Source organism: Flavobacterium circumlabens (genome assembly GCF_004345565.1).
Taxonomy (GTDB): Bacteria; Bacteroidota; Bacteroidia; order Flavobacteriales; family Flavobacteriaceae; genus Flavobacterium; species Flavobacterium circumlabens.
In genome coordinates, this window is the sequence record NZ_SLWA01000005.1 from 181,378 (window position 1) to 206,300 (window position 24,923).

At 35.8% G+C, this 24,923-nt stretch carries 25 protein-coding genes and 1 pseudogene; 15 read left to right on the plus strand and 11 right to left on the minus strand.

All coding sequences use genetic code 11. The annotated features are described in order from the left end of the window. Positions 1 to 22: 22 nt before the first annotated feature. The 4 genes from EV142_RS13625 (at position 23) to EV142_RS13640 (ending at position 5,049) form a co-directional block, all read left to right on the plus strand. Positions 23 to 1,141: a glycosyltransferase gene (locus tag EV142_RS13625; protein WP_132036420.1), complete on the plus strand. Its 1,119-nt coding sequence runs from the start codon at positions 23 to 25 to the stop codon at positions 1,139 to 1,141. Further along, positions 1,138 to 2,244 (plus strand): glycosyltransferase family 4 protein, encoded by a 1,107-nt coding sequence (locus tag EV142_RS13630; RefSeq protein ID WP_132036421.1) that lies wholly within the window; start codon positions 1,138 to 1,140, stop codon positions 2,242 to 2,244. The genes EV142_RS13625 and EV142_RS13630 overlap by 4 nt, the downstream gene beginning before the upstream one ends. Further along, the gene (locus tag EV142_RS13635) at positions 2,244 to 3,593 is read left to right on the plus strand and encodes an O-antigen ligase family protein (RefSeq protein WP_132036422.1); all 1,350 of its coding nucleotides are present in this window, start codon (positions 2,244 to 2,246) and stop codon (positions 3,591 to 3,593) included. The genes EV142_RS13630 and EV142_RS13635 overlap by 1 nt, the downstream gene beginning before the upstream one ends. A 61-nt stretch (positions 3,594 to 3,654) precedes the next feature. After that, entirely contained in the window at positions 3,655 to 5,049 is a 1,395-nt protein-coding gene (locus EV142_RS13640; RefSeq protein WP_132036423.1) for a sugar transferase, read from the plus strand. A gap of 1 nt (position 5,050) precedes the next feature. Here the strand turns inward: EV142_RS13640 and EV142_RS13645 are convergent, their stop codons facing one another. Together EV142_RS13645 and EV142_RS13650 are read right to left on the minus strand one after the other, a co-directional pair. Beyond that, the gene (locus EV142_RS13645; RefSeq protein ID WP_132036424.1) at positions 5,051 to 6,187 is read right to left on the minus strand and encodes a lipoprotein N-acyltransferase Lnb domain-containing protein; all 1,137 of its coding nucleotides are present in this window, start codon (positions 6,185 to 6,187) and stop codon (positions 5,051 to 5,053) included. 37 nt (positions 6,188 to 6,224) lie between these two features. Then, a complete protein-coding gene (locus EV142_RS13650) occupies positions 6,225 to 7,292 on the minus strand; it encodes a putative type IX sorting system protein PorV2 (RefSeq protein ID WP_238698721.1) in 1,068 nt (355 codons plus the stop codon). 192 nt (positions 7,293 to 7,484) lie between these two features. Between EV142_RS13650 and EV142_RS13655 the strand changes: the two genes are divergently transcribed. Together EV142_RS13655 and EV142_RS13660 are read left to right on the plus strand one after the other, a co-directional pair. Beyond that, entirely contained in the window at positions 7,485 to 8,195 is a 711-nt protein-coding gene (locus tag EV142_RS13655; RefSeq protein ID WP_132036425.1) for a CDP-alcohol phosphatidyltransferase family protein, read from the plus strand. Between the two features lie 11 nt (positions 8,196 to 8,206). Then, a complete protein-coding gene (locus EV142_RS13660; RefSeq protein WP_132036426.1) occupies positions 8,207 to 9,064 on the plus strand; it encodes a glycoside hydrolase family 25 protein in 858 nt (285 codons plus the stop codon). Positions 9,065 to 9,118: 54 nt separating this feature from the next. On the opposite strand, the gene lptB is transcribed toward EV142_RS13660, so the two are convergent. The 4 genes from lptB to EV142_RS13680 all read right to left on the minus strand — a co-directional run bounded on the left by lptB (position 9,119) and on the right by EV142_RS13680 (position 12,153). Beyond that, a complete protein-coding gene (lptB, locus tag EV142_RS13665; protein WP_132036427.1) occupies positions 9,119 to 9,859 on the minus strand; it encodes an LPS export ABC transporter ATP-binding protein in 741 nt (246 codons plus the stop codon). 167 nt (positions 9,860 to 10,026) lie between these two features. Next, a complete protein-coding gene (locus EV142_RS13670; protein WP_132036428.1) occupies positions 10,027 to 10,380 on the minus strand; it encodes a carboxymuconolactone decarboxylase family protein in 354 nt (117 codons plus the stop codon). Further along, entirely contained in the window at positions 10,373 to 11,188 is an 816-nt protein-coding gene (tatC, locus tag EV142_RS13675) for a twin-arginine translocase subunit TatC (protein WP_132036429.1), read from the minus strand. The genes EV142_RS13670 and tatC overlap by 8 nt, the downstream gene beginning before the upstream one ends. Beyond that, complete coding sequence (locus tag EV142_RS13680; protein WP_162304649.1) at positions 11,188 to 12,153, minus strand: KpsF/GutQ family sugar-phosphate isomerase; 966 nt, start codon at positions 12,151 to 12,153, stop codon at positions 11,188 to 11,190. The genes tatC and EV142_RS13680 overlap by 1 nt, the downstream gene beginning before the upstream one ends. Before the next feature lie 86 nt (positions 12,154 to 12,239). On the opposite strand from EV142_RS13680, the gene recQ reads away from it, so the two are divergent. Continuing rightward, complete coding sequence (gene recQ, locus EV142_RS13685; protein WP_132036430.1) at positions 12,240 to 14,435, plus strand: DNA helicase RecQ; 2,196 nt, start codon at positions 12,240 to 12,242, stop codon at positions 14,433 to 14,435. A gap of 63 nt (positions 14,436 to 14,498) precedes the next feature. On the opposite strand, the gene EV142_RS13690 is transcribed toward recQ, so the two are convergent. Further along, on the minus strand, positions 14,499 to 14,738 hold the full coding sequence (locus EV142_RS13690) for a hypothetical protein (RefSeq protein ID WP_132036431.1): 240 nt from the start codon (positions 14,736 to 14,738) through the stop codon (positions 14,499 to 14,501). Positions 14,739 to 15,013: 275 nt separating this feature from the next. On the opposite strand from EV142_RS13690, the gene EV142_RS13695 reads away from it, so the two are divergent. The 3 genes and pseudogenes from EV142_RS13695 to EV142_RS13700 all read left to right on the plus strand — a co-directional run bounded on the left by EV142_RS13695 (position 15,014) and on the right by EV142_RS13700 (position 17,671). After that, positions 15,014 to 16,573: an NAD(P)/FAD-dependent oxidoreductase gene (locus EV142_RS13695; protein ID WP_132036432.1), complete on the plus strand. Its 1,560-nt coding sequence runs from the start codon at positions 15,014 to 15,016 to the stop codon at positions 16,571 to 16,573. A 78-nt stretch (positions 16,574 to 16,651) separates the two neighbouring features. Further along, positions 16,652 to 17,164, plus strand: a pseudogene (locus EV142_RS24760) (DUF7821 domain-containing protein); the annotation flags it as partial. Beyond that, on the plus strand, positions 17,165 to 17,671 hold the full coding sequence (locus tag EV142_RS13700) for a DUF6630 family protein (protein ID WP_442562009.1): 507 nt from the start codon (positions 17,165 to 17,167) through the stop codon (positions 17,669 to 17,671). 212 nt (positions 17,672 to 17,883) lie between these two features. Here the strand turns inward: EV142_RS13700 and EV142_RS13705 are convergent, their stop codons facing one another. The 4 genes from EV142_RS13705 to msrB form a co-directional block, all read right to left on the minus strand. Further along, positions 17,884 to 18,843: a quinone oxidoreductase family protein gene (locus EV142_RS13705; protein WP_132036433.1), complete on the minus strand. Its 960-nt coding sequence runs from the start codon at positions 18,841 to 18,843 to the stop codon at positions 17,884 to 17,886. Between the two features lie 147 nt (positions 18,844 to 18,990). Continuing rightward, positions 18,991 to 20,406, minus strand: coding sequence for an aminopeptidase P N-terminal domain-containing protein (locus tag EV142_RS13710; protein WP_132036434.1), 1,416 nt, complete (start codon positions 20,404 to 20,406; stop codon positions 18,991 to 18,993). Between the two features lie 202 nt (positions 20,407 to 20,608). After that, a complete protein-coding gene (msrA, locus tag EV142_RS13715; RefSeq protein WP_132036435.1) occupies positions 20,609 to 21,226 on the minus strand; it encodes a peptide-methionine (S)-S-oxide reductase MsrA in 618 nt (205 codons plus the stop codon). Between the two features lie 6 nt (positions 21,227 to 21,232). Then, on the minus strand, positions 21,233 to 21,796 hold the full coding sequence (gene msrB / locus EV142_RS13720; protein WP_132036436.1) for a peptide-methionine (R)-S-oxide reductase MsrB: 564 nt from the start codon (positions 21,794 to 21,796) through the stop codon (positions 21,233 to 21,235). 290 nt (positions 21,797 to 22,086) lie between these two features. Here msrB and idi point away from each other — a divergent pair, with 290 nt between their 5' ends. From idi to EV142_RS13745, 5 genes are read left to right on the plus strand one after another with little or no spacing between them, the layout of a single operon-like run. After that, entirely contained in the window at positions 22,087 to 22,614 is a 528-nt protein-coding gene (idi, locus tag EV142_RS13725) for an isopentenyl-diphosphate Delta-isomerase (RefSeq protein WP_132036437.1), read from the plus strand. A gap of 22 nt (positions 22,615 to 22,636) precedes the next feature. Further along, the gene (locus tag EV142_RS13730) at positions 22,637 to 23,047 is read left to right on the plus strand and encodes a 6-carboxytetrahydropterin synthase (protein ID WP_132036438.1); all 411 of its coding nucleotides are present in this window, start codon (positions 22,637 to 22,639) and stop codon (positions 23,045 to 23,047) included. A gap of 4 nt (positions 23,048 to 23,051) precedes the next feature. Then, positions 23,052 to 23,510, plus strand: coding sequence for a peroxiredoxin (locus tag EV142_RS13735; RefSeq protein ID WP_132036439.1), 459 nt, complete (start codon positions 23,052 to 23,054; stop codon positions 23,508 to 23,510). Between the two features lie 59 nt (positions 23,511 to 23,569). Beyond that, on the plus strand, positions 23,570 to 24,538 hold the full coding sequence (locus EV142_RS13740) for a type I phosphomannose isomerase catalytic subunit (RefSeq protein ID WP_132036440.1): 969 nt from the start codon (positions 23,570 to 23,572) through the stop codon (positions 24,536 to 24,538). A 57-nt stretch (positions 24,539 to 24,595) separates the two neighbouring features. Then, entirely contained in the window at positions 24,596 to 24,862 is a 267-nt protein-coding gene (locus tag EV142_RS13745; protein ID WP_132036441.1) for a hypothetical protein, read from the plus strand. Positions 24,863 to 24,923 lie beyond the last annotated feature (61 nt).

A 24,923-nucleotide genomic window follows, 5' to 3' on the forward strand; every position in this document is an offset into this window, starting at 1 on the left:
ATAAAAAAATATCATTAAATCTATGAACTTTACGATCATCACTCATGTTCTGCATAAAAAAGAACATTCTCATTTAATGGGTTACGGCCCGTATGTATGGGAGATGAATATCTGGTTTAAATATGTAGATACCGTTACCATTGTTGCTCCTTTGCTTAAAAATAAAGTCGATAAAATTGACTTGCCTTACCAACATTCAAAGATTGATTTTCAGGAAGTTCCTGCTTTGGCATTAACTACGCCTCTTGGTGTTTTAAAAAGTCTTCTTTATTCACCTTTGGTATCGTGGAGAATTTTTAAAGCAATGCAGGGTGCTGATCACATTCATCTGCGCTGCCCGGGGAATATTGGTTTGTTAGGCTGCCTGGTGCAGATTTTATTTCCAAATAAAATAAAAACAGCCAAATATGCAGGCAATTGGGATTCAAAAAGCGAACAGCCGTGGGCCTATCGTTTGCAGAAATATATTTTAAACAATACTTTTTTAACCAAAAATATGCAGGTTTTGGTATATGGTGACTGGGAAAACCAATCTAAAAATATAAAACCATTTTTTACAGCAACCTATTCAGAATCTGATAAAGAAAACATTGAAAAACCGGGATTCGATCCCGTTATAGAATTGATTTTCGTCGGAAGTTTAGTTAAAGGTAAAAATCCATTATATGCCATTCAATTAGCCGAACACTTAATTAAAAAAGGGAAAAAAGCCGTTTTAAATTTATATGGAGAAGGAGCTGAAAGAGAAGTTTTACTGCAATACATTAAAGAAAACCAATTAGAACAGTCTGTTTTATTGCATGGAAATCAAAATCAGGAAGTTGTAAAAAAAGCATATAAAAAAAGCCATTTTGTACTCCTGCCATCCAAAAGTGAAGGCTGGCCGAAAGCAATAGCCGAAGGAATGTTTTGGGGATGTGTTCCTCTGGCTACCAAAGTTTCCTGTGTGCCTTTTATGCTGGATTACGGAAACAGAGGTGTCCTGCTGGACATGAATTTAGAAAAAGATATAGTTCAACTGGAGAAAATACTCCAAAATGAAAATGAATTCTTTTCCAAAAGCAGGCAGTCAATAGAATGGTCGCAGAATTACACGACAGATGTTTTTGAAACGGAAATTAAAAAGTTATTAGCAAAATGAGAATTGTACAGCTTATTGATTCCTTAGAAACAGGAGGAGCAGAGAGAATGGCGGTGAATTATGCGAATGCTTTAGCTAAAAAATATACTTTTTCGGGATTAATTGCAACCCGAAAAGAAGGGTTGCTTTTAGGTCAGATTGATGAAAAAGTGTCTTATCTTTTTCTAAAGAAAAAAAAGAGCATTGATCTAAAAGCTCTTTTTAAATTGAGAAAGTACCTGAAGAAAAACAAAATTGACATTATCCACGCGCATAGTTCTTCTTTTTTTAGTGCCGTTTTAGTAAAATTAACCCTTCCCGGAGTAAAAATCATCTGGCACGATCATTATGGAATTTCTCAGGATTTAACGTTAAGAAAGAACATAAGCCTGAAATTGGGATCATTTTTTTTTAAAGGTATTATTTCAGTAAATACAGCATTACAAAATTGGGCAGCTTCTTATTTGTTCTGTTCCAATATAATCTACCTCCCGAATTTTATAGAGCAATCAGTACATTCAAATGAAAAATTAGCGTTATTTGGATCGGAAGGAAAGAGAATAATTTGTGTCGCGAACTTACGTCCCCAGAAAAATCATGAATTACTGCTAAAGGCAGCCAGCTTAATCAGGGATAAATTTCCGGATTGGAGTTTTCATTTGTTTGGCAAAGATTTTAAGGACTCTTATACTGAGCGATTAAATGAGATGGTTGTGGAATTGAAACTTCAGGATACCGTTTTTTTTTATGGCGCGGTAAAAAATGTGGGCAGCGCTTTGCAACAATGTGATATTGCGGTTCTGCCTTCTTTTTCAGAAGGTCTTCCTTTGGCAGTTTTGGAATATGGTTTGTATAAACTGCCTGTTGTGGCAACAAATGTGGGAGAAATTTCAAAAGTAATTACTTCCGAAAAAGAAGGAAAAATTATTGAATCAAATAATAGCAGTCAATTTATCGAAGCGATTCAAATCCTGATAGAACAAGAGGAATTAAGAAAGGAAATGGGATTGAATCTGAATAAAAAAACCCTGTTGGATTACAGTGAAGAAACTATATTGAAAAAATATGTGTTTTGGTTGCAATCTTCACCTAATTTTGTTCTCCGGAAACCAATTAAAAAATAATGAAAAATCTAAAACAGCCCTATATCTATCTTCTCATCATACATGTTGTAATTGGCTTGTTGGTTTTTGTGGTGCCTTTTATTTCAAAAATATATACGTTATCGATTTTTGTTTTTGGGCTTCTGTACGTAATAAAAAATAAAAACAGAAATAACGAAGTGCTTATAATGTCAGCCTATGTTATTACTGCAGAGGTACTCTTGAGGATGACCAATGGCGCAATTCTAAATGAATTTGGTAAGTATGCTGTTATGATTTTTATGTTTACAGGTATTGTTTATTCCGGGTTTTCGAACAGGGCCTTTATCTATTGGATATTTTTTATATTACTTATTCCAAGCGTAATTTTATCTGTTTTTTCTCTAAACATTGATACCGATATCAGAAAAGCGATTGTCTTTAATATTTCAGGTCCGGTTTGTCTGGGGATTTCTGCTATTTATTGTTATGAAAGAAAAATAACTTTCGAGAGATTAAAATCGGTTGTAACGGCCTTAGCGCTGCCCTTAGTTTCTATTGTGGTTTATCTCTTTTTGTATTCACCAAGTGTAAAGGATGTTGTTAGGGGAACGGATTCTAATTTTGCCACTTCAGGAGGATTCGGACCCAATCAGGTCTCGACTATTTTGGGATTGGGAATTTTTGTCTTTTTTGCACAAATGTTATTAAACTCTAAAAATAAATTCCTGCTCATGGTTAATGGTTTCCTTGTTCTCGTATTTGCTTTTAGGGGAATTGTTACATTTTCAAGAGGTGGTGTGATGACAGGTGTGTTGATGATCATTTTGCTGTTAATCGTATTGTATAATCAGGGAAATTCTAAGGCCAGATCTAAAGTTGGATTTATAATTATTCTCACCTTCGTGGCAGGAATAGGGGTTTGGGGATATTCTTCGATACAAACCAGCGGACTGATCAATAAAAGATACGCCAATCAGGATGCCTTGGGACGAGACAAAAAAAGTAAATTATCCGGAAGGGAAGTACTTATTGCTTCTGAATTTCAAATGTTTTTAGACAATCCAATCTTAGGAGTGGGTGTTGGGAGAAATAAAGAAATCAGAGAAGAGGAAACAGGAATCGAAGCTGCGTCTCATAACGAGATCACAAGAATGATGGCTGAACACGGAACTTTGGGTATCATCGATCTAATGATTCTGTTATTTACTCCTTTATTGTTATTTGTGAATAACCGTCAAAATATATTTGCCCTTTCTTTTTTGGCTTTTTGGCTGTTGACCATTAATCATGCAGCGATGAGACTGGCTGCTCCTGCGTTTATTTATGCTTTGGCACTTCTTTCAGTCCAAATTAATATTCCCGAAAAACCTGAAAATTCACTTGATTAAATCCTTTTTTTTATAATACATTTGCTTCGAGTTAATTACCCCAAATTAAACCGTAGAACTAATGTTTTTAAATAAAAAAATTCATTTCGAGATATCGGAACGGAAAGTACTGCTTCATATATTAGATGCAGTATTTGTCTTAGGGACACTCTTTTTACTGAGTGTAACTACTGATTTTAAATACTTTATATTTTCAAGTGCCAATTATTATTGGGAGATTGTATTGATTTTCTACATATACATGTTCGGATCTATTTTCGAAATGTATAATTTACAGGTGGCCAGCAATCAGTTTCAAATTCTTAAAAGCACCATCTTTACCGTAAGCACAACCGTAATTTTTTATCTGCTGACTCCTGTTTTATCACCCGAATTGCCCAAACACAGAATCGCAATTGTTATATTTTATTTTGCTGTTCTTTCTTCACTATTACTCTGGCGATATCTGTATGTCTATTTCTTAGCTTCTCACCGATTTATCCAGAACGTGGTTTTAATATGCGATCAGGACCAGGTTGAAGAATTGGTTTTAGGACTTGAAAATGTAGATCCGCATTATAAAATAGCGGGCTTTGTAAACTCTGACTCCATTTCTAATGAAAATCTTGATTTTCATTATGTCAAAGAAATCAAAAAGGAAGATCTGGAAGTTTTCGTTTCAAAAAATAACATTTCGGAAATTGTAATTGCTTCTCAGAATACTGATGGAATTACAACAGATTTGTATCAGAAACTATTACATTTATTAGAATCCGGAAACGTAATTAGAGAATATACACAAGTTTACGAAAGTAAAACACAACGCATTCCGGTACACTATATCTCAAGGGATTTTTATCGGTTTTTCCCTTTTAGCCGAAGCAATAATAATAAATTATACCTGTTTTTAGTTCGTTTTATTGAATTCTTGTTTTCATTCATTGGCTTAATAATCTGCTTTGCCCTTATTCCTTTTATTTTTATTGGAAATGCTATCGGGAATAAAGGAAGCCTGTTTTACACCCAGGATAGAGTCGGCAAAAACGGAGTTGTTTTTAAAATCTATAAGTTTAGAACAATGGTTGAAAATTCGGAAGCTGACGGAGTTGTTTTTGCAACTTCAAATGATAAACGTATTACTCCGTTTGGAAAATTTATGCGTAAATCCAGAATAGATGAATTACCTCAATTCTTTAATGTCATTATTGGAGATATGGCTGTAATTGGCCCAAGGCCGGAGCGTCCTTTCTTTGTTGAGGAAATTGCGCAAAGAATGCCTTTTTATGAAACAAGACACGTTATAAAGCCAGGTCTTACAGGCTGGGCGCAAGTCAATTATTCTTATGGTGAATCTATAGAAGAAAGTCTGATAAAACTGCAGTACGATTTGTATTACATCAAGCACAGAAGTATTTTTCTGGACGTGAGTATTACTTTTAAAACGATCACAACAATTGTATTCTATCGCGGACAATAATTTAGATAATAATCGGAATACGTTTTTTGTTTCGAATCGCTACTCGTACGAGAACAAAACCACTCGTGATTATAATTGGCAGTACAATTAAAAAGTGTGCCTTATTGATCATGAAAACGGCATAAACGACCAGGAAAATTAAATGTAAAACAGCAAATCGATACGTCCATCTTTTGTTTTTGGCGATGGAAAGAAAAATCAGGATCAGTAAAAAAGGACTGAATAAAAGCGTGTTGTAATTCATCGACAGTTCCAGGTGAAGAGAATAAAATCCGACAATAATAAAAAATATTCCTATTAGGGACAGAATCAAAAGATAGATTTTATCTACTATTTTATTATGCGCTAAAACAACAAAGCCCAGTATAAAAAGATACGTGTACACATTATTCCACCAGGAGGAGGGCGTTTCTTTTTCGAAACTTAAAAGAGTTTTACTGGTGCTTACCAATGGCTGATTTTGGAAAGTAGTTTTTTCCAAACTGTTCTTTAACTCAAAAGGCAAGAATATTTTTGTTCCTAATTGATCCACTTTTGTTCCGAAAATAATACTTGTCCCTAATTTTTCATAAAAATGCCCGTCAAAGTAAGGATATAAAATCGATCTGTAGGTGATGTCCGTGTTTCCTTTCTTTACCAGTACATCCTGACCTAAAGAGGCATTGATGATATCTACTACCATCGAGGTACAGTTCTTGTCAATAAATTTATAAGTGTAATAACGATCTTCAGAAAACAGGGTGGAGTTTAATTTATCAAAAAGAATTTGTTTTAAATCAGGAGAAATAAGCAATTCCTGCTCATAAACACTTCTTCTTTCGGAAGTATAATCACTTAGAAATTCAGTAAACGGGCGCGCACTTACAAAATATTGTAAATCCCCTTTTGCAAATTTTGCAACGAAATTAGGCGTTCTGAAATCAAAATTCCCATAATTATATACAACATCAATGTTATTTACCGGATCCGCTACTCGAATAGCAGTATGTCCAAAATACGAATAGCTTTCGTTGCCCAGACCACATGTAATAACGCTTATTTTTGCTTCTTTGGATAGGGGTAAGTTTTGGCTGAAACCACTATTAAAACTTAATAACAATAAAGTAAAAAATATTATTCTGAAAATTACTTTTTTCATGATTTAAAATTTTAAGAAGTCCAATGGTCTGTAATTATTATCTAAAGATACCTAAATCTACTTTTAATGAAAAAATATTGGAGTACAAAGCAGTACTTTGATTGCCCAGATCCGTTAAGGCATAATCTACCTGAATGCCTTTATATTTGAAACCCAAACCAATATTGGGTTGAAAATTTATTTTTTCAGTGTTGTCTAATTGAGTCACATTCTGAAAATTTCCCGCTCCCGCTCTTAAAAAAACCAAGTCAGTATAACCAAATTCAAAACCCACTGCAGGATCTATACTCACCACTTTTGACGAAATAATATCGTTTGTCTGTTCAAAACGCATGTTTAGGTTTGTGGCCACCAAAAGGCTGTAATCATTATGAAACTCAATTTTTCTCGATATGCCTAACTGTGCTTTTGGTAAAGTGATCTCGGTACTTTCCGGTAATTCATTATTTTCTCCCGGAATAGCATTGGATATTTTTTTATATTCCTCCTCATCAATATTCCAGACATTATAAGTGGTTGTAATATCGCGGAGCATCAGGCCAAATTTCCAGTCGTTTTTTTCGAATTGAAGTCCGAAATCAAAACCAAATCCCCAGGAATTGGCAAACTTTCCTATGATACGACGTATCACTTTTGCATTTACACCATATTGAAATCCTTCTACAGGTAATTTTCTGGCGTATGAAAAGGTAAAGCCATAATCAGCAGTTGAAAAAAGACTAATTCGGTTGTAATCAATATTTCCCTGATTGTCGATTAGTTCGGTGGTATCTAAAATATCATCCACGCCAAAACGAATCATCGAAATTCCCCAGGCACTTCTGTCATCAATCGGACTTGCATATCCTATGTAATCATACTGCGCGATGTTGGCAAAATAATTAGCGTGCATCAGCGAAATCTGATGATCTTCAAGATGCGTCAGGCCGGCAGGATTCCAATAAACGGAATTCACATCATTTGTCGAGGCAACAACAGCGCTGGACATTCCAAGGGCAGCAGCATCAACACCAATATTCATAAACTCATTCGAATATTTTCGAACAGTCTGCGCATAATGTGCGGTAGAACTCCATAATAATAAAAGCGCGAAAAGTTTCTTCAACGGATATTTTTTTTGTAAACCGGGGTCTGTTTTAATTTTTACCAAAAATATAATATTTTACGCATCTAAATTTATTGATTTTGATAAATATTGCGAAAGTCAGAATTTTGGATAAAAAACTCCTTAAAAAAGATATTTTAGATTCACTTATTGTGCTAAATTTGTTGCTCACGATTATCAAAATTTATAAAGATGAATATTAAAAAACACATTCCTAATTTAATTACATTAATCAATCTTTTTTGTGGTTGCATAGCAGTTGTTTATGTTTCTGAAGCCAATTATTTAATGGCTTTTTACATGGTTTGTCTGGGTATATTTTTTGATTTTTTTGATGGATTTTTTGCCAGATTGTTTAAAGTTTCCAGTCCCCTTGGACTGCAATTAGACTCTTTGGCTGATATGGTGACCAGTGGGGTAGTACCGGGTTATGTTATGTTCAGTTTATTTTCTAACAGCGGACACGAATTGGGTACAAATGCCTTCATTCCGTTTTTAGGATTCATTGTTACCCTGGGTTCGTGCTACAGACTGGCTAATTTTAATATAGATACACGTCAGACAGATTCTTTTATTGGTTTGCCAACACCGGCAAATGCTTTGTTTATTTTAAGCCTGCCTTTGGTTATAGAATTTTCTGATTCACTAATGGTACTTGAAATTTTAACAAACCAATGGGTTCTGCTTCTTATTACATTGGTTAGTGCTTATATCCTAAATGCTGAAATTCCTTTATTTTCATTAAAAATTAAGAAGTTTAACTTTAAGGATAACGCATTACAAATGTCATTCTTACTGATTTCTTTGATTTTGTTAGTATGGCTTCATTACATCGCAGTTCCTGTTATCATTGCTTTTTATGTGTTATTGTCGATAGTAAATAATAAGTTCTTGAAAAAATAGTTTTTTGTTGAATGAAAAGAAAACCTGTTACAAGAAAACAAAATTATAATCGAAAAGCGAGCTCTGGCTTCTCGATTGGTAAATTTTTTCGATACCTGACTCTGATTGTTTTTATTGGCCTTTTCCTCGGAGGTGTTTATCATTATCGCAGAGGATTAGCCTATTACTTAGGTTTTAAAACCGAAAAACTTTCCGAAAAAGAAATAGAAGACAAGCGACTTTCCGATGTGCGAAATTTTCAGGTTCTCGCGAAACATGAGGGAAAATCTATCGGTTTGGATGTATCCGAATATCAGGGAAAAATCAGCTGGTCGTATGTAGATACTTTAGAGCAGAAATATCCAATAGATTTTGTGTTTATCAGAGCAACCGTCGGCAGGGACAGAAAAGATTTTCAGTTTAAGAGAAACTGGATGGGTGCCAAAGAAAATAAAATGATCCGTGGCGCTTATCATTATTACCGTCCAAATGAAAATTCTATCGAACAGGCCGATCTTTTTATTAAAACAGTAAAATTGGAAAAAGGCGATTTGCCGCCAGTTCTGGATATCGAAAGATTACCAAAAAATCAATCGCTGGACAGTCTTAAGAAAGGGTTGAAACGCTGGTTGCTGAAAGTAGAAAATCATTATAAAGTACGTCCGATAATCTATACAGGAGAAAGATATTATGCTGATTTCCTGAAAGATGAATTTGGAGAATATTTGTTTTGGATTGCCAACTATAATTTCTACAGAGAAAAAATCGAAGATGACTGGCTATTCTGGCAGTTTACAGAAAAAGCAACAGTGCCCGGAATTGAGCATACAGTCGATGTAAATATTTACAACGGAGATTTACAGCAATTGCAATTTATAACCGTTGATTGAGTTTTCAGTCTCAGTTTTCAGTCTGTTAACTGAGACTGAGACCTGTGACTTATTTTAGAACTCGAGTTTCTTCTTACGCAATTCGAAGTTCTGTCCAAGATAGACACGGCGAACCATCTCATCTTCAACCAGTTCTTCTGGAATTCCGGCTTTCAGGATTCCCCCTTCAAACATTAAGTAGGTTTTATCCGTAATCGCTAAAGTTTCCTGTACGTTGTGATCGGTAATAAGAATTCCGATGTTTTTGTTTTTCAGTTGTGCTACAATTCGCTGGATATCCTCAACGGCAACCGGGTCAACTCCTGCAAAAGGCTCATCCAGTAAAATGAACTTTGGATCAGTAGCCAGTGCACGTGCAATTTCGGTACGACGGCGTTCTCCTCCCGAAAGTAAATCGCCGCGGTTGGTACGAATGTGTTCTAAGCTGAATTCTTCAATTAAACTTTCCATTTTTGCAATTTGCTCTTCTTTAGAAAGTTTGGTCAGTTGCAAAACGCTTAGAATATTATCTTCAATACTTAATTTTCTAAAAACAGAAGCTTCCTGTGCCAGATAACCAATTCCCTGTTGCGCACGTTTGTACATCGGATAATCGGTAATATTTAAATCATCCAGAAAAATATTCCCCTGATTTGGTTTTACCAATCCTACAATCATGTAAAATGAAGTCGTTTTTCCGGCACCGTTCGGGCCTAGTAGACCAACGATTTCTCCCTGGTTTACTTCAACGGAAATTCCTTTTACAACACTTCGGCCTTTGTAGGTTTTGATTAAATTATCGGCTCTTAATTTCATTTGTTCAATTAGATAATTAGGTAATTTGATAATGAGATAATTGAAAAATTAGCTCAATTTAATTTATAAGTAAATTAGGAGAGACAAATTAAAAGTAAAATAATGAATCAATTAAGTAAATTAACATTTTGAGTTAAAATTATCTAATTGACTAATTATCTAATTTTCTAATTAGCAGCAGCTTCTTCTAAAGCTTCCCAGAATTCATACGCTCTTCGTAAATGCGGAATTACAATTGTTCCTCCAACCAAAGTTGCGATTCCCATTGCTTCCATCATTTCTTCTTTTGTAACGCCTTCTTTATGGCTCGTTTCTAAATGGTATTTTACGCAGTCGTCACAACGCAAAACAGCCGATGCCACTAATCCTAAAAGCTCCTTTGTTTTTACATCAAGAGCTCCCGGTGCATAAGCGTTAGTGTCAAGATTGAAAATTCTCTTTACAATTTTATTATTGTCAGCTAGTAATTTTTCGTTCATTTTAGAACGATAGTCGTTAAATTCTTGAATGATATCAGACATTTTCTTTCATTTTATTTTTATAAACAATCCTTGAAATCAGGATACTCACCTCATAAATAATCAGCATAGGTATTGCTACAATCGTTTGGCTCACAACGTCCGGAGGGGTAACAATGGCGGCGATAATCAAAATGATGATTACAGCATATTTCCAATATTTCCTTAAGAAAACAGGTGTTACTAAACCTAGTTTCGTTAAGAAATAAATAATAATAGGCAATTCGAAAAACAATCCGCTGGCCAGAACACTGGTTTTAACCATTCCCATATAAGATTCCAGTGTAAATTGATTCTTTACTACATCACTCACTGAAAAGGTAGCAACGAAGTTTACAGACATTGGAATTACGATATAATAGCCGAATAAAACACCCAAAAAGAAAAGTAAAGAAGAAGTGAAAATAAACACTTTGGCATTTTTTCTTTCTTTCTCATACAAAGCCGGGCTTATAAATTTCCAAAGTTCCCATAAAATATAGGGGAAACTCAAAATGAATCCGGCGAGAATACACATCCAGACAAAAATATTAACCTGACCTTCCATTTCGGTATTCTGAATGATAAAATTCAGTTCCGTAATACAAATGCTGTCGGCAAACCCCAGTTGATGTGATAAATCACAAAACCATACGTAGGTAAAAAAAGTAGGTCTTATAGGTCCTAAAATAATTTGATCAAATAAATAATCACTTATAAAATAAGTGACAAATGCCATGATGCAAATTGCAATTGTGCTTCTAGCCAATAACCATCTTAATTCTTCAAGATGATCTAAAAACGACATTTCGTTCAGATTTTTCTTTGCCATTATACGATTCCCTCTTTTAATATGTCATGTAAATGTAAAACGCCTCTGTAGGTTCCGTTATCGGAAACAATCAATTGGGTTATCGAAAAATCTTCCAGAATGTTTAAGGCCTCTACTGCCATAGTATCAGAGGATACTAGTTTTGGGTTTTTAGTCATAATATCTCTAGCGGTTAAATCAGCAATTGTATCTCTGTCGTTCAACATTCTTCGGATATCCCCATCGGTAATAATGCCGATTATTTTATCGTTTTCTATTACAGCGGTCACACCTAATCTCTTTTCGGATATCTCAAATATAACTTTTTTAACTGATGTTTCAGGAGCTACCATCGGTTTTAACGAATGTTCAATCATATCTTTTACACGAAGCAATAGTTTTTTTCCCAAAGCCCCGCCAGGATGATATACAGCAAAATCTTCCGGTTTGAAATCGCGCATTTCCATTAAGCAAACGGCAAGAGCATCTCCCATTACAAGCTGTGCCGTAGTACTGTTTGTTGGTGCTAAATTGATTGGGCAGGCTTCCATGTCAACAGTAGTGTTTAAAACATAGTCAGAACCTTTTGCCAGAAATGAAGTTATGTTGCCGGTGATTGCAATTAAAGTATTTCCAAAACGTTTTAATAGCGGAACTAATACTTTTATTTCAGGGCTGTTTCCGCTTTTGGAAATGCAGATTATAATATCTTCGCTTTGTATCATTCCCAAATCACCATGAATCGCTTCTGAGGCGTGTAAAAACATAGAAGGTGTTCCGGTTGAATTAAAAGTAGCGACCATTTTTTGTGCAATAATGGCGCTTTTTCCTATGCCGGTAACGATCAGTCGGCCTTTAGTTTCGTATATGCGTTGGGTTGCTTCGTAAAAATTTTCGTCCAAAAAATCAATTAGCTTTGTAATTGCTTCGCTTTCAGAGAGTATTGTTTTTTTTGCTATGGCTAATATATTTTCTTTTGTGATCAAAACAGAATATTTAAAATTTGTATGTATAAAAGAAAGTTGTATCTTTATGTGTTGCAAATTTATACAAATTACCATTAACATAAAGAATGAATTCAAACGAAATTGAAATACACAAGGAATTAAAGAAGTATTTCGGCTTTAGCCAATTTAAGGGCTTGCAGGAGCAAGTCATTACAAGTATCTTAGGTAAGACGAACACTTTCGTTATTATGCCTACAGGCGGTGGAAAGTCTCTTTGTTATCAATTACCCGCTTTAATTCAGGATGGAACGGCTATTGTTGTTTCCCCTTTGATTGCTTTGATGAAAAATCAGGTAGATGCAATTCGAAGCCTTTCTTCAGAAAACGGAATTGCACACGTGCTGAATTCCTCCCTCACCAAAACGGAAATTGCACAGGTAAAAAAAGATATAACTTCCGGTCTGACCAAACTTTTGTATGTAGCACCGGAATCTTTAACAAAAGAAGAGTATGTTACTTTTCTGCAAAGCGTGCCCATTTCATTTGTTGCGATTGATGAAGCACATTGTATCTCGGAATGGGGGCATGATTTCAGGCCGGAATACAGGAATCTGAAAAACATAATCAAACAATTAGGTCAGGTACCTATTATAGGTCTTACGGCCACTGCAACACCAAAAGTTCAGGAAGATATTCTTAAAAATCTTGACATGTCTGATGCGAATACCTTCAAAGCATCCTTTAACAGACCCAATTTATACTACGAAGTTCGTACAAAAACTAAAAATATAGAATCGGATATTATTCGGTTCATCAAACAACACAAAGGCAAATCAGGAATTATTTACTGTTTAAGCCGCAAAAAAGTAGAATCCATAGCCGAAGTTTTACAGGTAAACGGAATTAGTGCCGTTCCGTATCACGCAGGTTTAGATGCTAAAACACGAGCCAAACATCAGGATATGTTTCTGATGGAAGATGTAGATGTGGTTGTGGCAACCATCGCTTTCGGAATGGGAATTGATAAACCGGACGTTCGTTTCGTCATTCATCATGATATTCCAAAATCACTGGAAAGTTATTATCAGGAAACAGGTCGTGCAGGCCGTGATGGAGGAGAAGGACATTGTCTGGCGTATTACTCTTATAAAGATGTAGAAAAGCTGGAAAAATTCATGTCCGGAAAACCGGTTGCAGAACAGGAAATTGGCTTTGCCTTATTGCAGGAAGTAGTGGCTTACGCCGAAACTTCCATGTCAAGAAGAAAGTTCCTGTTGCATTATTTCGGTGAAGAATTTGACGGCGAAGCTGGGGAAGGTGCCGATATGGACGACAACGTTCGAAATCCTAAAACCCGTATTGAAGCCAAAGATCAGGTGGTTAAACTGCTGGAGATTGTTCGCGATACCAAGCATATTTATAAATCAAAAGAAATCGTATTCACTTTAATCGGCCGTATCAACGCTGTAATTAAAGCGCATAAAACAGATACACAATCTTTCTTCGGTAAAGGTTCTGATCATGATGAGAAATATTGGATGGCCTTATTAAGGCAGGTTCTCGTAACCGGTTATTTATCTAAAGATATCGAAACGTACGGAATCATAAAAATCACTGAAGCAGGACTGGATTTTATTAAAAGCCCGGTTTCTTTTATGATGTCGGAAGACCACGAGTACAATGAGTCTGAAGATGAAGCAATCGTAACGGCGTCTAAATCATCCGGTACCGCAGATGAAATTTTGATGGGAATGTTACGCGAGCTGCGAAAAAAAGTAGCCAAAAAACTCGGAGTTCCTCCGTTTGTTGTCTTTCAGGATCCTTCTCTTGAAGATATGGCACTGAAATATCCGATTAGCTTAACCGAATTATACAACATCCACGGAGTTGGTGAAGGAAAAGCGAAAAAATACGGAGGGGATTTTATTACCTTAATTAATCGCTACGTAGAAGATAATGATATCATTCGTCCCGATGACTTAGTAGTAAAATCAACCGGAGTAAATTCAGCCAATAAATTATATATCATTCAGAATATAGATCGAAAACTATCACTGAAAGATATTGCTTCTGCCAAAGGACTTACAATGGATAGTCTGATTAAAGAAATGGAGCAAATTGTATACGCCGGAACCAAACTTAATATCAAATATTGGGTGGATGATATGCTTGATGATGATCAGCAGGAAGAAATTCACGATTATTTCATGGAATCAGAATCCGATAAAATCGAAGACGCCCTGAAAGAATTCGATGGTGATTATGATATTGATGAATTGCGCTTGATGCGTATTAAGTTTATTAGCGAGGTTGCCAATTAAAAAAGTTAACAGTCTCAGTTTACAGTTTTTTACTGAGACTGAAAACTGAGACTGCGACCTAAATTACTCTTCAAATACTTCCCCCCGATGCGGTTTCAAAGCATCTCTTACCTGAATCATATTTTCATCGGTGACCACCATAAAAGCGATGGCCTGCATTTCGTTTATTACTTTAAAACCAGTAATATTCAACGGAAGTTTTTCGATAACAATATATTCTTTCAAGTGAATTTCATGATGTTCCGCTGTTTTTGCCGAGGCCGGACCGCGAAAATCCCAAATCAATTTTATTTTTCTGGACATATTTTTAAGATGCAAAGGTTGTGAGGTGCAAAGGTACAAAGTCTATTTTACGAAGAAGAGAAAAGTTGATGCATAATTAACCGCAAAGTGCGCTAAGATTTTTTTAAAGGTATTGTTTTACAAAACACAAAGTTCGCAAAGCTTTGTGTTTTCTATGCATACAGTAAAATTAAATCTTAGCGCACTTTGCGGTTAATTATATAAAGTCAGTTCAAAATAGTATTTTTGCATGTTCTTTTCATAAATAGAAAAGCTAATAGCATAAATAAGATACAATGCCAAGAGAACTTTTACTTCAGGTAACACCCGAAATCGCTGCAAACGAATTACTGCTTCACGACCATTTGTCTAAACAGTTAAAAGTTTCCCCTAAGGAGATTCAACATGTTTCTATTCTGAAACGATCGATTGATGCGCGTCAAAAAGCGATAAAAATCAACTTAAAAGTTCTGATTTATTTGCAGGGCGAACCTTTTCAGGAAACCAAAATAGAATTGCCTGTATACAAAGACGTTTCTAAAGCTCAGGAAGTAATTGTTGTTGGAGCTGGCCCGGCCGGACTTTTTGCTGCATTGCAATTGATAGAATTAGGATTGAAACCAATTGTATTGGAACGCGGAAAAGATGTACGCGGACGCCGTCGTGACCTGAAAGCCATAAATGTAGATCATTTGGTTAACGAAGATTCCAATTATTGTTTTGGTGAAGGCGGAGCAGGAACCTATTCTGACGGAAAATTATATACACGTTCTAAAAAACGCGGCGATGTAACCCGAATTTTAGAACTTCTGGTCGCTTTTGGAGCTTCTGAAGATATTTTGGTAGAAGCACATCCGCATATCGGAACCAATAAATTGCCTAAAATCATCGAAGACATTCGAAACAAAATTATCGAATTTGGAGGTCAGGTTTTGTTTGATACCAGGGTTACCGATATTTTGGTTAAAAATAATGAAGTAGAAGGAGTTGTAACCCAAAACGGAGATACGATTCAGGCGAATAAATTAATCCTGGCAACGGGACATTCTGCTCGTGATATTTTTGAATTATTAGACAGAAAGAAAATTTTTATCGAAGCAAAACCTTTCGCGTTGGGTGTTCGTGCAGAACATTCACAGGAATTAATAGACAGTATTCAATATAGCTGCGATTATCGCGGTGAACATTTGCCTCCTGCGCCTTATTCTATTGTAAAACAAGTGAACGGACGCGGCATGTATTCGTTTTGTATGTGCCCGGGGGGTGTAATTGCACCCTGTGCAACGAGTCCGGGAGAAGTGGTTACAAACGGCTGGTCACCATCAAAAAGAGATCAGGCAACGGCAAATTCCGGAATCGTGATCGAACTAAAACTGGAAGATTTTAAACCTTTCGAAAAATTTGGCGCTTTGGCCGGAATGGAATTTCAAAAAAGTATCGAGCAAAAAGCATGGCATCTGGCCGGGGAAACCCAAAAAGTGCCGGCGCAAAGAATGATCGATTTTACGCAGAATAAAGTTTCAGCTGATATTCCTAAGACTTCTTATGTTCCCGGAACTACTTCGGTTGAAATGGGACAGGTTTTTCCCGGATTCTTATCGCAGATTTTACGCGAAGGTTTTAAGGAATTCGGAAAATCAATGCGTGGTTATTTAACCAATGAAGCGATTTTGCATGCACCGGAAAGCAGGACGTCGTCTCCGGTTAGAATTCCGAGAGATCCTATTACGTATGAGCATTTGCAAATAAAAGGCTTGTATCCGTGCGGAGAAGGAGCAGGTTACGCAGGCGGAATTATCTCAGCAGCCATTGATGGTGAAAAATGTGCCCTGATGATTGCGGAAACTTTAAAATAAGATAATTTTATGAAAAACTTCTTTTCGAATTTTTTTGGTAGAAATAACGACCCGAAATCAATCGTTTCTTTTGATGTTATGGATGCGGTTTATGCATATTTGTATAATAACGAAAATAAATTTGAATTTAAAATGAAAGGAATTCACGAAACTGTTTCAGTGAATTTATATTCATTTCCGGGTTCGTTTGATTATGAAGAAGCGCAAAATGAAATCAAGAAAGCGGGTTTTAAAAACGCCTACGAAGTCTTAAATGAATTATATGCAAAACTTAATATTGGTCCCGTTTCTGAGGCACAAATAGAGGAGGGATTAGAATTTGATTATATTCACATTCAGTTTTACACGCAGCCAACTCCGGAAATGAAAAAATAGCTGAAACATGTTTTGCATAATTTTATCGTTTTCTTTTGCTGCACCAATAGCCTGGAAACAAACGATATCAGGATTTTATACAACCATAATTTTTTTCTGGATTATACAAAAGCAATTTTAGATACGGAATATATTGACATCAATGCTCCTAAAAATGAAATTCAAACCATTGGATTTAAGGAGTTTGAAAGGGTTTTGCAGGGAATTTGCCAGTATTTGAAAATTGAAATACCGGAAGCCATTCTTCTGCCTTCTCAGGATAATTTATTACAAGAAGAAATTGAAGTTACAGTTAAAACTTTTGAAGAATTTATTAAGCTGGTTTCAAGAGGAAATGTAGAAGAAAAGTTGCTTCAGAAACAAGCGAAAAAGCTTTTGAAAAATTACCAAAAGGGCACAAACGAATATCGTGATGTTGAAGGTCATTTTGATTTTTTTGAAAGTATCGATTGTTGGAACAGTGACTGGAAATTCGACCCCGAAGACGCAGAGTATTTTATTTCAGAAATGATAGGAGAAGATTTAAATTTCGAATATCCGGAGGAAACATACAGTCATGATTTGTTTCCCTATATTCAGTCTGCTTTAGAAAAACATAATCTGGAATTAATGACGTACGACACGCATGGAGACAATTATTTGTTTTTTGTCGCCAATAAAAATGAGGTAAACAGAATTCTGGAATTATCTGAATTGACAAAGATTGAGGTGAATCGGTTATAAAATGTGAATTGAATTTTTACCTTTTACCTAGAATAACAAAATTGCATTGTAAAAACTGAGACTGAAAACTGAGACTGAAAATTTTTTCCGCGTGAGGGATAGGAGCAGGCTACCGAAGTAGCGCGGATAGCCCGACAGCAATATAAAAAAGGGCGATTAAGCGATGCTAAAGTGAGCCCTTTTTTATATTGGTGGCACGCCCGGATTATTATTTACGGAATCAAAATTATTTTCCCTGTACTTTTTCGGCTTTCCAGATAATCGTGCGCCAGTTTTCCTTCTGATAATTTAAAGGAAGTTGGAGTCGAAAGCGTAATTTTTCCTTCTATAATCCAATTAAATAACTGGTTGGCTCTTTTGATTCTTTCTTCTTTAGAATTTAAATAACTCCATAAATCACCTCCGGTTAAAGTCTTGGAAGTATCCATCAGCATTCTCGGATCTACAGGAGCAGGATCACCTCCGGCCATTCCGAAGAAAACGACCTGTCCGCATTCTTTGGTGACTTCAAAACTTTCTGTTAAAGTGCTTCCAATACTGTCATACACCACATCAACACCTTTTGGGATTGTTTTAAAAAGAGTTGATTTCCAGTCTTCCTGATATAAAAAAACATGATCGGCACCTTGCTCAAGAGCGACTTTTGCTTTTTCTGATGATGAGGTCAAACCAATAACATTTGCCCCTAAAAGTTTGCTGATCTGTGTTAAAAACTGACCCACTCCGCCAGCAACAGCGTGAATTAATACCGTTTCACCTTTTGCGGTTTTATGGCTGTCTGTAGCCAGATAATGTGCTGTTAAGCCTTGTAATAATATAGAAGCTGCAGTTTCGAAAGAAATGGCTTCCGGTAAAGGAAGGACATGATTGATATTTACCGCCACAAATTCTGCATTGGCAAACGGAACATCCGCGAAAGCGATACGGTCTCCGGCTTTGTATTCAGAATTATTATTCGCGTCAACTACGATTCCGGCACCTTCATAACCTGCAATAAAAGGCGGGTTTCCTTTTAAGTGATAATTTCCCTTTCGTCTGTAAACATCGGCGAAGTTCAGTCCTATGGCTTTCATTTCGACTAGAATTTCATCGTTTTTTAGTTGTGGATTTGGAATGTCTCTATATTCTAAAACATCAGAATCCCCAAAAGAAGAGAAGGTAAGTGCTTTCATTTTTAAGTATTTTAAGAAAGCAAAGTTCGTGAAAATTAGTTTTCAGTTTGTGATTTTTTAGCCACAGATTAAAAGATTAAAAAGATTTTTTTAGAAATTATTGAATCAGGATCTCTGAAATTTCTTTAACCTGTGGCAAAAAACAAACTATATTTTAGGAAATTTCATTTCATTAAAAGTGCTTTTTTGCTTGGCTAAAGCTTCGATTTCGTCCCATTTTCTTGGGGAATCAATGGATAGATTTTCATATGAATCCTTTTTGATTAAGATATCATCTTCGATACGAACACCAATATTCCACCATTTTTTGTCGCATTTACTGTTTGCTGAAATATAAATTCCCGGCTCGACAGTGATGATCATGTTTTCTTTTAAAAGGCTTTCCGGACCTTTAAAATTTCCTTTGTCATGAACATCCAGTCCAAGAAAATGCGAGCATCCGTGAGGATAGTAAAGACTTACTTCTTTTAGGTCTTTGATGATTCCCAGTTTTAATAATCCGTTTGCCAGAACTTCTTTGGCTTTATTATTCAACTCTAAAAGAGGAGTGCCTTCTTTACAAATGGCAAAAACGGCTTCCTGAGCATCGTAAACCAATTGATAAATGGCTTTTTGTTCCGCTGTAAATTTTCCATTTGCCGGAATGGTTCTGGTGACATCGGCAGAATATCCATGATATTCAGACCCGACATCCATTAGCAGCAATTGATTGTCGATTTTAGTACTGTTGTTTTCTCCGTAATGTAAGATGCAGCCATTCGCACCGGTACCCACTATTGGCGAATAACCTTCCGCTTCGGCACCATATCTTCTATGGATATACGCATGAATTCCATCGGCTTCATTTTCGCTCATGTCAGGTCCGACAGCTTTCATTACCTCATTGTGGGCAATACACGAAAGTTTAACGGTCTTGCGCATTAAAACCAATTCCTCTGGAGTTTTTATTTCTCGAAGTGTACTTGTAATAGATCTGAATAACTCTAATGAACTCTCGTCTTCTTTCATGATTCCGGCTTTGGTTTTAAAAGTCTGAAGTAAACCGGACAAGTCAGCTCCGCTTTTATCATTGCCAATATCGGTTGGAATTTTATCGTAAATTATTTTATCGAATTTTTTAAAATCAATAGCGAAATCTTTAAAAGTGCTTCCGTTGTAGGCTGTTGCGATTCCCAATAGAGATTTTGCACCATCAACGCCCAGGCGCCTTCCGGTCCACATTTCGCGTGCAGCATTTTTTTCACGGACAAAAAGCACTTCATTGTATGTTTCACCGGTTCCCTGTGTTTCCTTGAAAATCAATAAAACAGCATCGGGTTCTTTGTAGCCCGTTAGATAATACAAATCAGGATTCTGATGGAAATTGTAATTGATATCTCGGGAAAAAACTCTTTCCGGATACGAGAAGACAAGCGCTACGGAATTGGCCGGCATTAGCGCTCTGAAAGCTTCACGACGTCCTTTGTGAAATTCTTTTGAAAGATAATCAGTTGGCAGATTTTCCTGGGAATGAATCTGGGAAGTTGTAATTGCGAATAAAAAAAGCAGAAGGAAACGCTTCATTTTTTTGATGATTTTGGTTGATGATTTGATTTTTTAGCGAATGCAAATTACAAAAAAAATGAATTAAAAAAGGGTTGTCCCGAATTACACGAATTCACACTAATTTTTATTTCAAAATATTGTAATTCGTACGAATTCGTGTAATTCGTGGCAAAAAAAAAGCCGCTCATTTTCATAAGCGGCTTTCTGCTGGAATTAATAACTATTTCTTTTTCAACTTATTTTTAAAGACTTTTTCAAACTTTTCTATTTTGGGCTGAATCACCATTTTACAATATGGCTGGTTTTTGTTGTTGGCATAATAATTCTGATGGTAATCCTCGGCCTTATAGAACTTACTGAAAGGTTCTACTTTTGTCACAATCGGACTGTCATACACTTTTGCTTTGTTTAGTTCGGCAATAATACTTTCCGCCGCTTTTTTCTGTTGTGCATTCTGGTAGAAAATTACAGAGCGATATTGAGTGCCTACGTCGGCTCCCTGTCTGTTCAATGTTGTTGGATCATGAACGGTAAAGAATACTTTAAAAATTTCATTAATATCGGTTACCGTTTTATCGTAAGTAATCTGAACCACTTCGGCATGGCCCGTAGTTCCGGTGCATACCTCCTCATAAGTTGGGTTGGCCACTTTTCCTCCGGAGAAACCGGAAACAACGGATTTTACTCCGTTTAAATTTTCATAAACTGCTTCAACACACCAGTAACATCCTCCGCCAAGCGTGATGGTTTCCAGGTTTGAAGTTTTCTTTGCTGTTTTATCTTGTGCAAAACCGCTTAGTGATAAGGCAAAAATGCATATTAAAAATATATTTTTCATTGTTTATTATTTAGAGTCGGGGATAAAATCAAGAGCAATCGAGTTCATGCAATACCGTTTTCCGGTTGGTTCCGGACCATCATCGAACAAGTGTCCTAAATGCCCTTCGCATCTGCCGCATAAGGCTTCGATTCTTTCCATTCCCAGAGAGTCGTCTTTTTTGTAGATCACGCTGTTTTTATTGTCCTGTTCAAAAAAACTGGGCCATCCGCAGCTGCTTGAAAACTTGGCTCCGGATCTGAAAAGTTTGTTGCCGCAGGAAGCACAGTAATAAGTTCCTTTTTCATCCGTATTCCAATACTTTCCGGTAAAAGGTCTTTCGGTGTCGGCCTCGCGCATTACCGCATAAACATCTTCAGGCAGTACTTTTTTCCATTCAGCATCACTTACGTTTAGTTTAGTAGTATCTGTATTAGAGTAATATGGGTTTCCGGGTTTGCTGATTTTGTTTTCCATCATAAGAGTTTTTGTGTTTTCTTTTTTCTTGTTTTGTCCGCAGGCTTGCAGGATAAAAAGCGGAATTAAAAAGCAAAGGCTGAAAAATTGTGTTTTTGTTTTTGAGATTTTCATGAGGCTTTATTTTTTAGTAGTTCAAAGGTACGGCGAGAGTTTGTTTAGAAATGTCGTGCACTTTACAATTGAGATTTTTTTAAGTATGATTTAACTTTTTCTTATTTACGTAAAGGACCTGTATTTAGTTTTAAGGCTTGTTTTTAAAGGTTTTTATTTGAAATAACCAATTGCAACGTTTTGGAAATTAATAACTTGTAAAAATAGCGGCTCGTTAAACTTTTCACAATCTCTTCTGAAATTTTCAAGCCATTTCTTTTTTCGTATTTTTGTTTGTACAAAACGCCCTGATGATAGAAGAAAACGTAATATTAGTCAATCAAAATGATGAGCAAATTGGCTTGATGCCAAAATTAGAAGCACATGAAAAAGCGCTGCTGCATCGTGCTTTTTCTGTTTTTATCTTAAATGGTAAAAATGAAATAATGTTACAGCAACGTGCGCGTCAAAAATATCACTCACCTTTGCTTTGGACGAATACCTGCTGTAGTCATCAACGGGAAGGAGAATCGAATATTGAAGCAGGAAGCCGGAGATTATTTGAAGAAATGGGTTTTAAGGCTGATTTGAAAGAGCTGTTTCATTTTATATACAAAGCACCTTTTGATAACGGCTTAACTGAACACGAACTCGATCATGTTATGATCGGTTATTATAATGACAATCCGGCGATCAATCGGGATGAAGTGGAGGATTGGAAATGGATGAAAATAGAAGATGTAAAAGACGATATTGAAAAACAGCCCGAAATTTATACCGTTTGGTTCAAAATAATATTTGATGAATTTTATCATTATCTAGAAGACCATAAAATTTAAACCATACTAACCAGAAACCTAAATGAAAGTAACCATATCAAGAAAAGCACATTTTAATGCTGCACATCGATTGCATAGGAAAGATTGGACATTCGAAAAGAACAATGCTGTTTTTGGAAAATGTAATAATCCTAATTTTCATGGTCACAATTATGGTTTAACAGTAAGTGTTACAGGAAAAATTGACCCCGAAACCGGTTTTGTTTTAGATGTGAAAGTATTAGCGGACATTATACTCGAAGAGGTAGAAATTCCGTTTGATCACAAAAACCTGAATCTGGACGTTCCCGAATTTCAGGATTTGAATCCAACAGCAGAAAATATTGCCGTTGTGATATGGAATAAAATCAGAAAAAGAATTCAGCCTGATTTCGACTTGGAAATCATTCTGAATGAAACGGACCGCAATTTTGTAACCTATAAAGGAGAATAAAAAAATGTCAATAAAAACAGGAGATATAGTTCCGAATTTTACTGCAAAGGATAGTCACGGAGAAGTTTTTGAAAGCCAAAGTGTTTTGGGACGAAAACCGCTCGTGATTTATTTTTATCCAAAAGACAATACACCGGGCTGTACCACCGAAGCCTGCAGCTTTAGAGATCAATACGAAGATTTTAAAGATCTCGGGGCAGAAGTTATCGGGATAAGCAGCGATAGTGTAAAATCACATCATAAATTTGCCAATAAGCACCAATTGCCTTTTATATTGTTATCGGATCAGGATAAAAAATTAAGACACCTTTTTGGTGTTCGCGATAATTTATTCGGTCTTTTGCCGGGAAGAGTAACCTATATTATAGACAAGAATGGAGTTGTTATCCTGATTTTTGATAGTATGAATGCTTCAAAGCATATTCCTAAGGCATTAAAAACAATTAAAGAATTAGTATTATAGATTGAAAAAATAGCAGTACATCAACATTAAATTAATAAAGATATTAGCCCTCAAAAACTATGAAGCCAAAAACATACCCTTTGCAATTTGACCCTATTTTAAAAGAAAGAATCTGGGGAGGAGAAAAACTAAAAACAATTCTTAACAAACCAATTGTTTCTAAAATCACGGGTGAAAGCTGGGAATTGTCTACTGTAGAAGGCGATGTAAGTGTAGTTGCTGACGGATCTTTGAAAGGTAAATCATTAATGGATCTTATCGATGAAATGCCGGAAGAAATCCTGGGAACGAAAGTTTATCAGCGTTTCGGAAAACAATTTCCTTTACTTTTTAAATATTTGGATGCCCGTGAAGACCTTTCCATACAAGTGCATCCAAATGATAAACTGGCAAAAGAGCGTCACAACTCTTTTGGTAAAACCGAGATGTGGTACGTAACGCAGGCTGATGCTGATGCCAGAATAATTGTGGGATTTAAAGAAGATTCCAGTAAAGAAGAATATCTAAAACATTTAAATGATAAAACTTTAGTTTCGATTTTAGATGATGTGAAAGCAAAACCGGGCGATGTTTTCTTTTTGGAGACCGGAACAGTTCACGCAATCGGTGCCGGTTTGGTTGTAGCCGAAATTCAGCAGACTTCTGATATCACGTATCGCTTGTATGATTTCGATCGTAAAGATGCACAAGGAAATACAAGAGAGCTTCATGTAGACTTAGCGCTTGATGCTATCAATTACAATAAAGTCGAGACACAGAAAAAATATGAGACCAAAACAAATGTATCCAATACAATAGTTGATTGTCCGTATTTTACAACCAATTTTATTCCGTTGGAAGATAAAGTTACGGTTTCTAAAACGGGAGAAACTTTTACGGTTTATATGTGTATTGAAGGAAGTTTCGAAATTGAATATGACGGTTTTAAACAATCTTATAAAAAAGGAGATACGGTTTTAGTTCCTGCTGAGATAAATACATTTTTTGTGAGCGGAAAAGCTTCAATTTTAGAAATTTACATTTCATAGCACGTAATAAAAAGATTATGTGTACTTTTGCAGTCGCAAATTAAAATAAAAATAAAAATGGCAAACGTTAAAAATTTAAAGAAAGACATCAACTTCGTATTGGGAGATATTATTGAGGCAATTTACTTATTCGAAATGTCTACAACTGGAAATCCTACTCCGGAAACGAATGCTTTGATTGATCAGGCTATAGCTGCTTTTGATTCTTTGATCACGAAAGTGAATGCTAAGAACGTTGAAAACAAAAAAGCGCACTTCAAACAAATCAATGTTGAATTGGAAGAAACTGCTAATCAATTGATTGCTAAAATCAACGAATTGTAAGCAAAAAAAAGTATAAAAAAGTGCAAATTTATTTTGGTAAAACGAAAAACCGCTTTATATT